General features: G+C 50.5%; 10 protein-coding genes. 7 read left to right on the top strand and 3 right to left on the bottom strand.

Going from position 1 to position 16,357, the window contains the following annotated elements:
* Positions 1-50: 50 nt before the first annotated feature.
* The 7 genes from Q4526_RS15465 (at position 51) to Q4526_RS15435 (ending at position 13,776) form a co-directional block, all read left to right on the top strand.
* On the top strand, positions 51-1,199 hold the full coding sequence (locus tag Q4526_RS15465; RefSeq protein ID WP_215978014.1) for a mandelate racemase/muconate lactonizing enzyme family protein: 1,149 nt from the start codon (positions 51-53) through the stop codon (positions 1,197-1,199).
* 8 nt (positions 1,200-1,207) lie between these two features.
* Positions 1,208-2,230: a zinc-binding dehydrogenase gene (locus tag Q4526_RS15460; RefSeq protein ID WP_215978013.1), complete on the top strand. Its 1,023-nt coding sequence runs from the start codon at positions 1,208-1,210 to the stop codon at positions 2,228-2,230.
* Positions 2,230-2,994 carry an SDR family NAD(P)-dependent oxidoreductase gene (locus Q4526_RS15455; protein ID WP_215978012.1) on the top strand — a complete coding sequence of 255 codons (765 nt, stop codon included), beginning with the start codon at positions 2,230-2,232 and terminating at the stop codon, positions 2,992-2,994. Before Q4526_RS15460 ends, Q4526_RS15455 begins: the two co-directional genes overlap by 1 nt.
* Before the next feature lie 5 nt (positions 2,995-2,999).
* Positions 3,000-4,442 carry an aldehyde dehydrogenase gene (gene aldA / locus Q4526_RS15450; RefSeq protein ID WP_215978011.1) on the top strand — a complete coding sequence of 481 codons (1,443 nt, stop codon included), beginning with the start codon at positions 3,000-3,002 and terminating at the stop codon, positions 4,440-4,442.
* 160 nt (positions 4,443-4,602) lie between these two features.
* A complete protein-coding gene (locus Q4526_RS15445) occupies positions 4,603-6,975 on the top strand; it encodes a beta-galactosidase (protein WP_215978010.1) in 2,373 nt (790 codons plus the stop codon).
* Positions 6,976-9,318, top strand: a complete 2,343-nt coding sequence (locus tag Q4526_RS15440) for an alkaline phosphatase D family protein (RefSeq protein WP_215978009.1) — start codon at positions 6,976-6,978, stop codon at positions 9,316-9,318.
* Between the two features lie 426 nt (positions 9,319-9,744).
* The gene (locus Q4526_RS15435) at positions 9,745-13,776 is read left to right on the top strand and encodes a carbohydrate-binding protein (protein ID WP_215978008.1); all 4,032 of its coding nucleotides are present in this window, start codon (positions 9,745-9,747) and stop codon (positions 13,774-13,776) included.
* A 207-nt stretch (positions 13,777-13,983) separates the two neighbouring features.
* On the opposite strand, the gene Q4526_RS15430 is transcribed toward Q4526_RS15435, so the two are convergent.
* The 3 genes from Q4526_RS15430 to Q4526_RS15420 all read right to left on the bottom strand — a co-directional run bounded on the left by Q4526_RS15430 (position 13,984) and on the right by Q4526_RS15420 (position 16,265).
* A complete protein-coding gene (locus tag Q4526_RS15430) occupies positions 13,984-14,589 on the bottom strand; it encodes a GntR family transcriptional regulator (RefSeq protein WP_215978007.1) in 606 nt (201 codons plus the stop codon).
* Positions 14,590-14,810: 221 nt separating this feature from the next.
* A complete protein-coding gene (locus Q4526_RS15425) occupies positions 14,811-15,617 on the bottom strand; it encodes an alpha/beta hydrolase family protein (protein ID WP_215978006.1) in 807 nt (268 codons plus the stop codon).
* Between the two features lie 9 nt (positions 15,618-15,626).
* Positions 15,627-16,265, bottom strand: coding sequence for a zinc-binding dehydrogenase (locus Q4526_RS15420; protein WP_303609687.1), 639 nt, complete (start codon positions 16,263-16,265; stop codon positions 15,627-15,629).
* Positions 16,266-16,357 lie beyond the last annotated feature (92 nt).

Below are 16,357 nucleotides of genomic sequence, written 5' to 3'. Positions count from 1 at the left end.
TACAATCTAGGGATTAGGCTGCATCTATATTAGAGGTTCTGGGTGAAACGATGAATGAAGATTTAGTTGCTGCGAAGCAGCAGAGCGCCGAAGCGCCTGAGTCGATTGCTGAGGTGAAGGTGGAGTACTACCGGGTGCCCCTTAAGGAAGTGTTGGCAGACGCCAAGCATGGCACCCATACACATTTTGAATTGATTTTGTGCCGCATTGTCTGTAACGACGGTACTGAAGGGGTAGGGTATACCTATACCGGAGGTAGTGGTGGTCGCGCTATTTACTCACTGTTGAAAGATGAGTTGGCTCCCATGCTTAAGGGGACGGATGCAGGACAGATTCAGGCGGTTTGGGAAAAGGTTCAATGGCACCTTCATTATGTCGGGCGCGGCGGGCTAGTGAGCTTTGCTCAGTCCGCTGTTGATATTGCGTTGTGGGATATTCGTTGCAAACGCTTGGGGCAACCCTTGTGGAAAGTCGCCGGTGGATTGAGTAATAAAACTCGCTGTTACGCGGGCGGCATTGACCTTAATTTCGATCAAGAAAAACTACTTGCCAATATTCAGTCGTATTTGGATCGCGGTTTTAAATCCGTCAAAATCAAAGTGGGTAAAGAAGATTACCGCGAAGATGTTGAGCGGGTGCGCGCCGTACGCAAGTTGATTGGTCCGGACGTCACCTTTATGGTGGATGCAAACTACTCGATGACCGTTGAAGGCGCTATTCGCTTTTCTAACGCAATTGCTGACCAAGATATTACTTGGTTTGAAGAGCCCACGATTCCCGATGATTATAAAGGCTATGGGCGCATTGCGGATGCTACTTCGATTGCGCTGGCTATGGGTGAGAATCTGCACACGATTCATGAGTTCACCTACGCAATTGATCAGGCCAAGCTTGGGTTTGTTCAGCCTGATGCATCAAACATTGGCGGTATAACTGGCTGGTTGGCGGTGGCAAATTTAGCCTATGCTCATAATCTGCCGGTATGCAGCCACGGTATGCACGAATTACATGTATCTTTAATGGCCTCACAGCCCCATGCTGGGCAGTTAGAGGTTCATTCTTTTCCGATTGATGAGTACACCAAATACCCTCTTAAAATCGATTCCAATGGCTTGGCGATTGCGCCCGATGTACCGGGCACTGGGGTGGTATTTGATGATGCACTACTGAAAAACTATTTAATTCATTCTGCTAATTGAGGTTTCGTATGCACGCGGCACGATACACAGGTAATAAAACCTTCGACGTTGTTGAAGGCACAAAAGTGGCGCCCAAAGCGGGTGAGGTCTGCATCAAAGTGGGCTTTGCTGGCATCTGCGGCACCGACATGCACATTTATCACGGCGTTATGGACAAGCGCGTTTCTATACCGCAAACCATTGGCCACGAAATGTCAGGTACTGTTGACGAAGTTGGCGAAGGCGTAACCGACTATAAGCCTGGTGATCGCGTTGTGGTTCGCCCGTTGGATTATTGCGGTGAGTGTCCCGCCTGTAAAGCTGGGCATTCCCATGTATGCCATAACTTAAATTTTATGGGCGTTGATACCACCGGTGCTTTCCAAAGTTACTGGACAGTTAAATCTCGCACACTGCACAAGTTGCCCGAGAACGTAAGCTTAAAGCAGGGCGCATTGGTCGAGCCGTTGTCAGTGGCTTGTCACGATGTGTCCCGCGCCGGCCTTAAAGCAGGTGAAAAAGCCGTGGTTCTGGGCGGTGGCCCCATCGGTCAGCTAATTGCCGCGGTGGCCAAAGGTATTGGTGCCGAGGTGATGGTGTCTGAGGTTAACGCCGATCGCTTAGCTTTTTCTGAAAAACTCGGTTTTGAAACCGTTGACCCAACTAAACAAGATATTGGTGAAGTGGTTAAAGAGTGGACCAATGGCAAAGGCGCCGACGTGGTGTTTGAGGTAACAGGTGTGCAACCTGCCGTGGACACAATGACTGAAATTGCTGCCGTTCGCGGTCGTATTTGTATGGTTGCTATTCACTCTGAGAAGCCCCAGGTTAACTTGTTCCACTTCTTCTGGAAGGAGTTAGAGTTGGTAGGTGCACGTGTGTACGAGGCCAAAGATTTCGATCAGGCGATTGATCTGATCTCCAGCGGCAAAATTACCATCGATAATTTTATTAGCTCTGTCTCACCGTTGGATAAAATTGGCGATGCCTTTGCCGGTATTGATTTAAACCCAGCGGGCATGAAAACTCTGATTGATTGTGGAGCGGAATAATGAACGACTATTTTGATTTAAGCGGTAAAGTCGCTCTGGTAACAGGCTGTAAGCGCGGTATTGGTCGAGCCATGGCCGTGGCTTTGGCCGAAGCGGGCGCCGACGTGATCGGCGTATCGGCCTCGCTGGAGCTGCAAGGCTCTGAGGTGTCTAAAGACGTAGAAAAAACTGGCCGTAAATTTTCGGCCTACCAGTGTGATTTTTCTAATCGTGACAACCTGAAAAGCTTTATTGATCAGGTAAAAAACGATCACCCAAAAATCGATATTTTGGTTAACAACGCCGGCACGATTAAACGTGCCCCGGCGGCCGAGCACGGCGACGATATCTGGGATGAGGTCATTGAAGTTAACCTTAATTCACAGTTTATCCTGAGCCGTGAAATTGGCAAAACCATGGCCGAGCGCGGCAGCGGTAAAATTATCTTTACCGCCTCGTTGCTGACCTTTCAAGGCGGTATCACAGTGCCCGGTTATGCTGCCAGCAAAGGCGCCATCGGCCAATTGGCTAAAGCCCTGTCAAATGAGTGGGCGCCTAAAGGCGTTAATGTAAACGCCATTGCACCCGGCTACATTGCCACTGATAACACTCAGGCGCTGCGCGAAGATAAAGATCGCTCTAAAGCTATTTTGGAGCGTATTCCGCAAGGCCGCTGGGGTACCCCGGATGATTTTAAAGGCCCTACTGTGTTCTTGGCCTCAAAAGCGTCTGATTACATGAACGGTAGCGTCGTGCTTGTAGACGGCGGTTGGATGGGACGATAAGCGTTATGATTAAAAACAATCTTAACTTTATTGACGGCCAGTATGTGCCGTCCAGCTCTGATGAAACCCTGCAAGTTCTTAACCCTACAACGGGTGAGTTAGTGGGTACCATCCCAGCGGGTACTACAGAGGATGCTAAAGTCGCTCTCGATAGTGCAAGCGCTGCGCAAAAATTGTGGGCCAAACGCACTGCTCGAGATCGTGCCTCTGTAATGCGTAAATTTGCACAGGCTATTCGTGATAAAAAACCTCAGCTTGCCGAACTTCTGGTTAATGAGCAGGGTAAATTGTTGGCCGTAGCCGAGGCTGAGGTTGAAGCAACCGCAACATTTATTGAATTCGCCTGTGACAACGCTTTAACAATCGAGGGTGATATTTTACCTTCCGATAATCCTGGTGAGAAAATATATATTCATAAGGTACCTCGCGGTGTCGTGGTCGCTATTACTGCCTGGAATTTTCCGCTGGCACTCGCAGGACGTAAAATTGGTCCAGCGCTGGTTACCGGCAACGCGATTGTGGTTAAACCAACACAAGAAACACCTTTGGCTACCTTGGCATTGGGTGAAATTGCCAACGAAGTGGGTCTACCTGCCGGTATTTTAAATATCGTCAATGGTGTAGGGCGTGTGGTGGGACAACACCTGTGTGAAAGCCCCATTACCCGTCTGATTACCATGACAGGGAGTACGCCCGCGGGACAGGCCATCTATCGCACCAGTGCTGATCATTTAACTCCGGTGATGCTCGAGTTGGGCGGTAAAGCGCCGTTCATTGTTATGGAAGATGCCAATCTCGATTCTGCTGTAGATGCAGCTTTTACCACACGGTTTTCAAATTGTGGTCAGGTATGTACTTGTGCCGAGCGTTTGTATGTGCACGAAGCTATCTACGATGAGTTTGTCGGTAAATTGCTGCCACTCGTAGAAGGAATTAAGGTGGGGAATCCGATGGACCCGGAAACCACAATGGGGCCCAAGGTTAATGCCCGTGAAATTGAAAATATTGATGCTCTGGTTAAAAAGGGGATCGAGCAGGGCGCGAAGCTACTGATAGGCGGCGGTGTGGCAGATGTGCCTGAATATCCTAATGGTCACTGGTATCAGCCTACCGTGTTGGGGGACGTTGCACAGGACAATATTTTAGTGCACGAAGAGACTTTTGGTCCTATTTTGCCTATTGTTAAAATTAAATCCATTGACGAAGCTATCAGTTATTCTAACGACAGTGAGTATGGCCTTTCTACTTACCTGTTTACCGAGAATATGCGCTATATCCACCAGTATATTGATGAGGTGGAAAGTGGTGAGGTGTATGTTAACCGGGGCATCGGTGAGCAACACCAAGGCTTTCATAACGGTTGGAAGCTCAGCGGCGCCGGCGGTGAGGATGGTAAGTATGGGTTGGAGCAGTACCTAGAAAAGAAAACTGTTTACCTTCAGGAATAACGAGGTTTGGTAAAGGAGTCGTATTATACGGCTCCTTTATTTTATGCGCCGGAGAAAGATCTTAACGCGTCTTGCTCATTCTTTTTTAATATTATCTAGCCATCTCCATTAGCATAGATAAGTAATATTTATTCAAACCTATTAAAATAAAGTGGCAGCTATGAATGTTTATCAAACTCTAACCCCCGCGGTTTTATTGTCCTCGATACTTATTACGGCGTGTAGTTCTGATGAGACGCCAACCACCGATGCAACGCCCACTTCTACAGAGCTAGTTGCACAGAGTCCGGCAGCAACCGATAAGCCGCTTCAGATATTGTATGATTTTGATGGCAAATTAGATGCAACCGTAAAATCGGCCTGGGCGGAGATAACCCAGATTTCTGAAGCTGATGGTCAATCGTTAAAAGTTGATTTTCTTTCTCAGGAGCATGGTTATTCGGGCATAACTTTCTCACCCAGCCAGCCGTGGGATTGGAGCGACTATGAGAGTTTTAGCCTGAGTATGGACTTGGCAAACGACGGCGAGCAGTCCACCCAAGTTTACTTAAATATTAAAGATGGCAAAGGTAATGTTGCGACGCGTAGCGTTGTGGTTCCTCGTGGAGGCTTTAGCACCTATTATGCTAAGTTGGCCGGACACGACATCGAAACCGCCGGTGACGATGATGCCACCGAGCTTAATTTCTCATCCGGCTTGCGCTCAAACCCGCCCACCTGGAGCGGTGAGGATACCCACTTTATCTGGATGTGGGGCGTTAAGAGTTTGGATGTGTCCCAGATTACCGAGATCTCGTTAAGTGTGCAGGGCGCGGTTAGCAACAAGACCATTAGTATCGACAATGTTCGGCTCACACCTAACCCTGAACTGGACGAAGAGTTTTTGGTGGGTATCGTCGACGAGTTTGGCCAAAACGCCAAGTACGACTACGCCGATAAAATTGATAGCCTGGAAGAACTGCACCAGGTGCGCGACGCCGAGTTGGCCGAATTAGATGGCAAAGCCATGGCCGATCGATCTAAATTTAGCGGCTGGAAGAGCGGCCCAAAGCTTGAGGCTACCGGCTACTTTCGCACCGAAAAGGTCGATGGTAAATGGGCATTGGTAGACCCAGAGGGTTACCTCTACTTTGCCACCGGCTTGGATATTATTCGCCTGTCCAACTCCACGACCATGACCGGTTATGATTACGATCAGGATAAAATCAATCAGCGCGATGAAAATGATCTGACTCCAGAAGACTCCATCGGTATGCTTAAGGTCAGCGATGAAGCCAAGAAAACCCGCTTTGTGGCCTCCAAAACCCGCGCCGATATGTTCAGCTGGCTGCCCGAAATGGACGGTGAGCTGGCAAACCATTACAGCTACCGTCGCGCGGCTCACTCCGGGCCACTTGAGCACGGTGAAACTTTCAGTTTTTATCAGGCCAACCTCGAGCGCAAATACGGTGAAGAGAGCCCCAATAGCTTTTTAGATAAATGGGAGGATGTGACTAAAAAGCGCATGCTCAACTGGGGCTTTACCTCTTTAGGTAACTGGACCGATCCGCGCTTTTACAGCAACGAACAGATTCCATTCTTCGCCAACGGTTGGATCATTGGTGATTTTAAAAAGGTCTCTAGCGGTAACGATTTTTGGGGCCCGCTGCCCGACGTGTTCGACCCTATGTTTGCCGAGCGTGCTAATGTAACCGCTATGCAAGTGGCCGCCGAGGTGCAAAATACTCCCTGGTGTGTGGGTGTGTTTATCGACAACGAAATGAGCTTTGGCCGTTCTGAGTCCGATCAATTGCATTACGGCATTGTGATTAACACCCTGGGCCGCGACGCATCAACCGTGCCCACTAAAGCGCAATTTAGTCAGCTGATGAAGGCCAAATATGAAAGTATTAAGGCTTTTAACCAAGCGTGGAATCTAAAGCTGGCCGATTGGGCCGAGTTTGATAGTGGCTTTACGCCGGGCGAGATTACCGAAGCTCAGCGTGTGGATTACGCCGATATGCTGGAGCACTACGCCACTCAGTACTACCGCGTGGTACACGATGCGGTGCAAGAGCACTTGCCCAACCACCTTTACCTCGGCTCACGCCTGCCCGATTGGGGTATGCCCATCGAAGTGGTACGAGCTGCGGCTAAGTACGCGGATGTGGTTAGCTACAATGTTTACAAAGAAGGGCTGAACAAAAAGAAATGGGAATTTTTGGCTGAGATCGACAAGCCCAGCATTATTGGTGAGTTCCACATGGGCGCCATGGATCGCGGCTTGTATCACCCAGGCTTGATTCACGCCGAAGATCAAGATGACCGGGCGCAAATGTACTTGCGCTACATGGATACCGTCATCGAGAATCCATACTTTGTCGGGGCGCACTGGTTTCAGTATATGGATTCGCCGCTTACGGGCCGGGCTCACGATGGTGAAAACTACAACGTCGGTTTTGTCGACGTGACCGATACTCCCTATCCAGAAATGGTAGAGGCGGCGAAAGAGCTTGGCCGCGATCTTTACGACGAACGCTACGGAGACGAGTAAATGCAACGCCGCCAATTTATCAAATTGACGGCGTCAGCGGGGCTAGGTGCGAGCATCGCACCTAGCCTTGCTGCACTCGCCGCCGCCGAGCGATCCCCTGCGGTGGCTATGCCCACCGACTTTCTAACCATCGAGAACAATCATCAAACGTGGCTGGGCCGCGATTTTTGGGCTAACCGCTTGCAGGACTGGCAGGCAAATAGCGGCCGTATCGAGTGTGTGCAAAGTGATGAGAGTTACGAGGTGCGCACGGTATCGCTGTTAACCCGCGAGTTAACCGAGGCGCACAAACCGGCCCGTATTCGCTTAACGGTAGGTGCCTTACAACCGGGCAAAGCGGGCTTTTGTGGCCTGTTGCTAGGCGTGGGTGCCGGTCAGTTAGACTACCGTGCCAGTGCCTTGGCGCAGCGCTTTTCTGGCGCCGGCGGCGGCTTTATGGCCACCCTTAACAGTCAAGGCGAGCTGGGATTTCAGGATTTTTCCGAGGCTAAGAACACTCTGGCGTTTGAGTCACTCACCCGCACCGGGGCATCACCGATTGGTGAGCTAGGGGATCGGGCTGTGTTGCTCGACTGCCATATTGATCCAGTTGCAGACGGCCGTTTTGATGTGCGCCTAATGGCGTTGGATGCAAAAACCGAACGCGAAATAGGTTTTGCCGTACGCACTGACGTGGCGCCCGAGGAGTTAATGGGCGGGGTTATGCTGGTGTCATCGACACCGGTTAAGCAGCCGGGTATGGGCTGGTGGTTTAAAGACATTGCCACCGCCGGGGATAAAATTCTCGCCGAGCCTAGCCGAGCGGAAGGCCCGGTGTTGGGTTGTTTGTACAGCCTAAACCAGCGTGTTATGAAGCTAACTGCGCAGTTTTTTCCGCTCAATACTGATGCGCACCCCAACGCCCAACTGCAACTTAAAAGTGCCTCGGGCGAGTGGCAAACACGGGCTATTGCGGCGATTGAAGATGGCTTTGTGGCGCGTTTTAGGGCCGACGATTGGGATGCTTCGCAGGCGGTGGATTATCGGATTGTAATTCCGGATGCCGCACAGTACCCAGCGTTTACCGGACAGTTTAGACAAGATAGCGCCAGCCCCGACGAGCTAAAAGTGGGGCTGTACTCTTGTATTATCCCGACGGCCAAATCACTTGATGAAGGTCATTATAATAAGCTGATTCCCGAAGAGCGCGAATTGGGCCGCTATACCCCGGACAATATTTTCTTTCCTCACAATGAGCTGGTTAGCAACAGTGCGACGCACGACCCCGACCTATGCTTGTTTGTGGGCGATCAGTACTACGAGACCTACCCGACGCGCTACGGCCGCGATACGCCTCAAGCCAAGTTAGATACCTTATACCGTTGGTATCTGTGGCTGTGGGCATTTCGCGATATGACCCGCAATCGGCCCTCTATCGTGTTGGTGGACGATCACGATGTGCTGCAGGGCAACCTGTGGGGGCAGGCCGGTGTATCCGGTGGCCCCAAAGAAGAAGACGGTGGCTTTAAATGGGATTTAGATTTAGTGCGAATGGTGTACCGGGTGCAGTGCAGCCACAACCCTGACGCCTATGATCCTACCCCCATTAACGGTTGTATCCCCGTGTACTATGGCTCGTTTGTGTACGGTGGGGTTAACTTTGCGTTTGTAGAGGATCGCAAATTTAAAACCGCGCCCGATTACGAGCCCGACCCCCAAACCACCAGTGGTGTGCTTTTGGGTACGCGTCAGGAACAGTTTTTAGAGAACTGGGCTAACTCGCGCCCGGGTATGCCCAAAGCGATTATTACCGCATCTATGTGGGGCTCCCCGCAAACGGACGAAAAAGGCGAGCCATTGCTGGATTATGACGCCAATGGTTATCCACCCGACGGCCGCCGGCGCGCTATTGCTTTGGCGAAAAAAGCGCAGGCGGTCGTGCTATCGGGCGATCAGCACTTGGGCATGTTGGCCGAGCAATGCCTCGACTCGTTTGACGACGGCGTGTTGTTCTTTTCCGGGCCTGCTTCGGCGGCTTTTTGGCAGCGTTGGTTTGAGCCGGCTAAAGCCCTCGACAATCAGCGCAATGACGATCCGAATACCGGTAATTTTGTCGATACCTTTGGCAATAAAATGCGAGTGCTGGCCGTCGCCAACCCTAAAATTAGCCACGCGGACTTTCAGGACGATAACACTACCTGGGGCAAATTTTTGGCAGACCGGCACTTAAAAAGTGAAGGGTACGGCTTGGTGCGGTTCAAGCCCGCCAAAGGCGAAGTTGCTTTTGAATGTTGGCCTTGGGGTGCGAACCCGTCACGCGATTCGCAATTTTCCGGTTGGCCGTACCGATACAAGTATTTTTAGTGTTTGTGCAAGGGGCTTCGGCCCCTTTTTTTGTGCCCGCCGTTTGACGCCTTGCTCTTCTAGGCACACTTAAATTGTGAGCTGTTTTGCTTTTTTGGCTGGTTTTTACTCAGCAGTCTTTACATAATTTAATGTATACAGTAGATTGTATACAAATAAGATAAGAATAGTAAATTTCATAAGTCAGTGTAATTTCAGAATATGGGCGATAGAGTGCAAGATGCGTAGGAACGCGTTTGTGCCAGATGTCCTCTCCCTAGGCTGCCATTTCCGCGCGGCCGCTTCGCTTACAAATACCGCCATCGGACTGGGCAGGCTTGTTGGCACACCTAGATAATAAAATAATTGGAGGTTATCCCAGTGAGAGTCAAACGTTTCTCCCGATTGACACTTGCCTGCGCAGTTTCGTCTGTGATGGCTGGTGCAATGGCGTCACATGCTTTAGCGCAAACGGTGCAGGTTCAGGCCGAAAACTTTACAGCCGTAGGCGGTAGTTATGCCGATGGTCAGTCTCAGCCTGTAAATACTTATACAGTTAATGGTGTACAGGCTATTAACTACGTTAACCGTGGCGACTATGTCGAGTACGAAGTAAACATCGCAGAAGCCGGTGTTTACACCGTGCAGTATTTGATTGGTACCGCGGTGCCCAACGGCGCCGAGGTGGAGTTGTCGGTTAAAAACGGCAGCACTTGGCAAAGCCAAGGCACCACCACGGTACCTACCGGTGGCTGGGATAACTTTCAGCCTTTGGACGGAACTCACGAGATCACTCTGCCGGCAGGCAATGTCAGCATCCGTTTAACCGGCAGTGGCGCCAACGATTGGCAGTGGAACTTGGATGAGTTTTCCCTGACCTTAACCCAATCTGAAACAGAGCCTGAAGAACCTTCGGATATCAGCCAAGAGGCGGAAAATTATCACGCGGTGAGTGGGACCTTTGCCGACGGCCAGTCAACACCAGTTAGCACGTACTCGGTTAATGGCAGTACTGCGTTAAATTACATCAACCGTGGCGACGCGATCGAGTATCAAATTTCAGTGTCGCGTGCTGGTATTTATGATTTGACCTATTTTATTGGCACCGCGATTACCTCGGGTGCACAGGTTGAGTTTCAGGTTAAGCAAAATGGCAATTGGGTCTCTCAGGGGGCCAAAAGTGTCACCGCCAACGGTTGGGATAACTTCCAGGCCCAGGGTGCTGGGCATACCGTTCAGCTACCTGCCGGTGTGGTTGAGGTACGTTTGTTGGCCTCGGGTAGCAATGATTGGCAGTGGAATATTGATAAATTCGATTTGGCGTTTGTCAGCGATGCCGGTACTGGTTCTAGCAGTAGTTCTAGCAGTTCTAGTTCGTCTGTAAGTAGCTCGATTAGCTCTAGCAGTTCTAGCTCGTCGATCAGCAGCTCTGTAAGTAGCTCGAGCAGTTCCGTAAGCAGTTCCAGCTCTGTGAGTAGCACCAGTAGCTCCAGTTCATCGGTTAGCTCTGGTAGCTCTAGCTCACAAGTACCTGGCGGCGTCGTCACCGTATCGGGTGACTTTACGCTTGAGGCTGAAAGCTTTAACTCGGTGGGTGGTGAAGTAGAAATTTACAGTGTTGATGGCGGTCATGCGGTTAATTACTTTAACGCCGGTGATTATCTCGAGTTTGATATTGATAACGCTCAGGGCGGTTTGTACGAAGCGGTTTATCGCGTAGGCACAGGTAACGCGAGCGGATCGGCTGTAGGCTTGATGCTAACCGATCACCAGGGTGAATTGGTTCTTAAAAATAAAACCGATGTGGTAAGTCAGGGCGGCTGGGATGATTTCTATGACGTTACCTCTAGCACGCGCTTCAATGTCTACCCAGGTATTAGTAAAGTACGCATTACTGGCGCCGGTACCGAAGATTTCCAATTTAATATCGACAATATCGTCTTTAAATATTTAGGCCCTGTCGATGACAATTTAGATGGTGATGGCGATGGTGTTGCCGACGTCAACGATACTTGCCCCAGCACGCCTAGCAGTGAAACTGCCAACGGTGAAGGTTGCTCCCCTTCGCAGTTAGATACTGATATGGATGGCATTAACGATCGCGACGATCAGTGTCCTAGTAGCTCTTTGGACGCTTTTGTAAACTCCGTCGGGTGTGCCACCAGCGGCGGCGATGACGATGATTTTGACGGTGTGTTTAATTGGAATGATCAGTGCCCCAACACCTTCCGCTCGAATGTTGGCCCCGATGGCTGTCTTGCTTCGGGCCGCGATAGTGACGGCGATGGTGTGGTAAACAGCGTTGATGTTTGTCCTGCTACCCCGGGCAGCGAGTTTGCCAATAACCAGGGTTGTTCATCGTCGCAAGTGAGCACGGTTGAGACGGTAGATGTTCACGTGAATGCCAATATCGAACATATTGTTAACGGCGTGTCTGATTTTGGTCGCGACCGTCATATGACCGTTCATAGCACTGTATTTGAGCAGGATTGGGAAGGTCACGCTGACAAGCTGAATTATCTGTTGAACGAGCTCGATGTGTACATGGGGCGCGATAACGGCTCGGCTACCTGGAAGTTTCAGGACACCCAGGAAGATCCAAACCGCTCTAATATGGCGGATTTGGAGTGGATGGAAGGCCGTGGCGCGGAGCTGCGTCAAGCCTATGAGGACAATCCGTTCTATTCACGTTTCCCAGACTCTAAAACGCAGATGATTGCCGGTACAAACCCGCACCCGGTGTACCCGACCCTAAGCTGGTACGACAACGGTAAGACCTGGTCGGGTTGGCAGCCGATGAACATCGAGACCTCGGCCGAGTGGGTAGGCAAGTATCTTGAAAGCTACTTTGCCAATAGCCGCAATGGCAATATTGGTGAGCCTACGCCCACTTTCTGGGAAGTGATTAACGAGCCGGATATGAAGATGAAGACCGGTCAATTTATGGTCACCAACCAAGAGCAAATCTGGGAGTATCACAACCTGGTGGCGCAAGAGATTCGATCGCGTCTGGGCAGCGAAGCGCCGCTGATTGGTGGTATGACCTGGGGGCAGCACGATTTCTATCGTCGAGATGGTATCTCGCGCTTTGCCGATGATTCTTACGATCAGTGGATCGTGGCGGATGACCCGGCAGAAGAAGCGGAGTCGGAAGCGTTTTTCCAAAGCCGCATGACGACTAGCGTGGACGACACGCGCGCGATGGATTGGTATCAGTGGGATGTGATGTGGAAAGGCTTTATGGACGCCGCCGGCGACAACATGGACTTTTACGCCGTACACGTTTACGACTGGCCGTCGCTTAACGAAGGCGGCAAGGGCACCTTGCGCCGTGGCGGTCACGTGCAGGGCATGTTGGATATGATGGAGTGGTACGACGTGCACGAAAATGGCATGAACAACCGCAAACCCATCGTGTTATCTGAGTATGGCGCTGTGCAAGGTGGCTGGGATTACCTACCGCACGAACCGCGTTACGATTCTGAAGTGCTGAAATCCTTTAACGGCATGTTGATGCAATTCTTGGAGCGCCCGGACTATGTTGTTAAGTCTATGCCCTTTACACCTGCCAAGCCTATCTGGGGTTACGTAGGTTCACAGGACGGATACACCACCGTAGGCATTTGTGGCTATAAAGAAGTGCCAGATTGTCAAAACCGTTATCACTACGCCATGTTGATTGAAGAGAACCTCAACCAAGGTGATTGGACCTGGGGCGACTATATCCGTTTTTACGAGTTGTGGGACGATGTTGACGGCACTCGTGTAGATACGCGTTCATCGGATGCGGATGTACAGATCGAATCTTACGTAGATGGCGATGAAGTATTCGTTATTCTGAACAACCTGGAAGACGAATCTACCACCGTAAACCTTAACCTGCACGGTCTGTCGTTGGGCAATGTATCCAGAGTTGAAATGCGTGATATGCATTTTGATGCCAATTACAAGACTCAGCTGGATCGTCGCTTTATGGACTCGGCGCCAAGCACGGTAACGCTCGGACCGGACGGCACCATCGTGTTGCGCTACACCATGAATAACAATGTAGCGGTAAACGAACAAGTGCAAGAGAAGAAGTACTTTGGCAACAGTGTTAGCGGTGGCAGCGTACCGCACCGTGTCTCTATTAACGGCGGTGATGTTTCTTTAGCGGTTAATGGTGTGCAGGTGCCAAGTGGCCCAGCCGAGGCGATGCTGCGCTTGACCGTTGCAATGTATATGAGTGAAGACAATGTGCCTAACGGCAACCTCACCATTAATACCCTGACCATCAATGGGGTAGAGGTGGAGACGCCGATTGACTGGCGCGGGCCGGCTGATTATCAAGCCGACCGTTACTTCGCCACGCTGGAGATTCCAGTGCCGGTTGAAGTGCTGCAAAGTAACAATGACATCAAGGTGGACTTCCGCCATAACGGTGAGTTGACGGTAGCCAACCTGGTTGTCTGGGACTTTACCACTACCCCAGGTCGATAAGCGATATTTGACCAGACCTTTAGCGCGGGGCCTTGCCCCGCGCTTTTTTATGTCTACTGGGATCTTATGAACAGCTTAATAAAAACTGATAGGGTAGCTGCCGTGTCAGCGTATGTAATGGAAGGAGTATTAAGATTGAGTTATGTTACATAAAAAAGGCCAGCCCGAAATGGGCTGGCCTTTTTTATATGCAGCGATGTTGAGGGGCTATTTAATATTAGCTAAGAGACATTTTTTTGCCTTGGCTAAGCTTTTTTCCCTTAAGGCATCGGTTATAGCCTTATGCTCTTCTACACAGTCTTTAGGAGATGACAATCGCTTATAGTTCATGCGCATGCGTAGCACGATGGGATACCAAAGATTAACCAGCTCCTGTCCACCGGCTTTAAAAATTAAAAAGCGGTGGAAATCCATATCGGCTTTAGTGACTTCGGTAAAGTCTTCTTTGCTGAAAGCTTCTTGAATGCGTTCGAGAGTGCCATCAAGGTACTCAAAATCTTCTTCTGTCAGTGTGTTTTTAATGCTTGAAAGAGCATGAATTTCGATCTTGCGACGAATATCGACCATCAATTCTTGCATTTTGGAATTGAGAACACTATTGACCGATACTCCACAGTTACTCTTGGATACCAACAAGCCTTCTTTAGTTAGCTGCAATAAGACTTCGCGTATGGGGCCGCGAGAAACACCGAAACGTTCCGACAAGGCCTGTTCGCTCAAACGCTCGTTGGGCTCTAGGCTGCCAGAAATGATATCAGAGCGTAATTGATCGGCGATTTGATCTTTAACCGAGACGATTTTGTTGCCAAACATAGTAGTTGTTTTCTCTAATGCCAGAATTTCACATGTTAATCATATGGTTTTGATTGTCAATTGTAAACAGGCAAGAGGCGACGTTCGCCAACATTCAAAATAATTACCTTCTATTGTCCGTTAAAACGGAAGCTCTAGCAAGCAAAAGGTATAAAATACTATAAGGGGTGCATAAAGGTTTTTGTTTTTAAAACGGGCAGGAACGCCCGCCTCAAAGAGCTCTAGCTTGTTGTCTGGATGCACTCAAAAAAACGCAATGTCTCAGCGATTTGTCGGTGCCAATAGGACCATTCGTGGCCGCCGGGCGGTGTTTTAAAGCTGTGCTCAATCTGTGCGGTTTCCAGTTTTTTGACTAAAGTTGTGTTACTGGGGAAGAGTACGTCGTCGGTGCCGCAGTCTATTCTGATGGGGGGCAGCTTGCTGCGATTAAGCTGGCACCAGTGCAAAAGATCCGACTCTTTATCGTTGGCGCACTGGTAAATGGACAAATCTTCATTGATAAAATGCCTAAAATCTTCGAGGCAGGTAATGGCTGAGTGCGCCGAAATACCGCTGACTCTTTGAGCATGTTTGGCGCCTAGGCGCAGCGCGCCATAGCCTCCCATTGATAAGCCAGTTAAATAAATAGGTGAGTTCTTGCTGACGCAGTCGATACTATCAATCACCGCTTCTAGCGAATCTTGCATTATCCATGTGTCAAAATCACGGCCTTCGGTTAATGGTAAATAACCACTGCCCGCATAGTAGCTGCCGTCCTCAGGCATCACCAGTAGCATCTCGCCAATCTCGCCGTTGCGACGCAACTCTTCGTATACCTCGTGTACACGACCGAGGTTCATCCACACCCAGTGGTTGCCGTATACGCCGTGCAGCAAAATGACTATGGGTAAGTGTTGCTGGGTGCTTCCAGCGTTATAGCAACTGATATTGCCGCGTCCTTTTAGTGCTGACGAATGCACCGTCAGGTACTTGAGTCCGGCGGGCAAGTAGCTGGCATCGGCCGAACACTCGATTTGCTGAATACTCATGGTGGCTCCTTATAGCTCCGGGTCAATCACAATCACGCCTTTGGCCAGGCGGCCGGCCAGCATATCTTCAAAGCCTTCGGCCACGGTTTCTAGGGTGTAGGTTTTGGTGATCAGTTCATCCAGTTTGATTTTGCCCGCGCCGTATAAATCGTAAAGCCTGGGGAAGTCGCGGCTGGGGTTGCACTGGCCGTATAATGGATTGATGTAAATCTTGTCCCACTCAAACAGCTCGCAATCAAAATCGATACGCTGCTCGATACCACTGGCCTGTACCGCGGTGCCGGCGCTGCGAATCAGCTTAAGCGGGGCCGAGCCCAAGGCGGGTACCGCGGTGCACTCAAAGGCGTAATCGGCGCCGCGGCCGTTGTTGATGGCTTTTATGTCGCGCGCCACCTGGTCGAAGTCTTTATCATCTTTGCTGGCCAGTACGGTGTGGGTGGCACCAAAGGTTTTGGCTTGCTCCAGGCGCTCGCGGCTAATGTCGATGGCGATGACTTTTGCCGCCCCCGACAGTGCCGCGCCCTGAATGACATTGAGGCCCACACCGCCGCAACCGATGACACAGGCGGTGGAGCCCGCTTGCACTTTGGCGGCATTGACCGCTGAGCCCCAGCCCGTCATGACGCCACAGGCGAGAATGGCGCTCACACCAAAAGGTGATCGTCCAGCTTGGTTACTGCCTCCTGGCGCACCACGGTGTACTCGGCCATGGTGCCCAAATGAAACGAGCGCTCTACCGG

The organism is Gilvimarinus sp. 2_MG-2023 (assembly GCF_030547685.1).
Lineage (GTDB): Bacteria > Pseudomonadota > Gammaproteobacteria > Pseudomonadales > Cellvibrionaceae > Gilvimarinus.
Note: the sequence above shows the minus strand (reverse complement) of the source record. Positions and strands in the feature narration are given on the sequence as shown.

What these genes read in the sequence shown, in the direction of transcription:
- Q4526_RS15465 (WP_215978014.1), top strand. Translation starts at nt 51, where the DNA reads ATGAATGAAGATTTAGTTGCTGCGAAGCAGCAGAGCGCCGAAGCGCCT.
- Q4526_RS15460 (WP_215978013.1), top strand. Translation starts at nt 1,208, where the DNA reads ATGCACGCGGCACGATACACAGGTAATAAAACCTTCGACGTTGTTGAA.
- Q4526_RS15455 (WP_215978012.1), top strand. Translation starts at nt 2,230, where the DNA reads ATGAACGACTATTTTGATTTAAGCGGTAAAGTCGCTCTGGTAACAGGC.
- aldA (WP_215978011.1), top strand. Translation starts at nt 3,000, where the DNA reads ATGATTAAAAACAATCTTAACTTTATTGACGGCCAGTATGTGCCGTCC.
- Q4526_RS15445 (WP_215978010.1), top strand. Translation starts at nt 4,603, where the DNA reads ATGAATGTTTATCAAACTCTAACCCCCGCGGTTTTATTGTCCTCGATA.
- Q4526_RS15440 (WP_215978009.1), top strand. Translation starts at nt 6,976, where the DNA reads ATGCAACGCCGCCAATTTATCAAATTGACGGCGTCAGCGGGGCTAGGT.
- Q4526_RS15435 (WP_215978008.1), top strand. Translation starts at nt 9,745, where the DNA reads ATGGCGTCACATGCTTTAGCGCAAACGGTGCAGGTTCAGGCCGAAAAC.
- Q4526_RS15430 (WP_215978007.1), bottom strand. Translation starts at nt 14,589, where the DNA reads ATGTTTGGCAACAAAATCGTCTCGGTTAAAGATCAAATCGCCGATCAA.
- Q4526_RS15425 (WP_215978006.1), bottom strand. Translation starts at nt 15,617, where the DNA reads ATGAGTATTCAGCAAATCGAGTGTTCGGCCGATGCCAGCTACTTGCCC.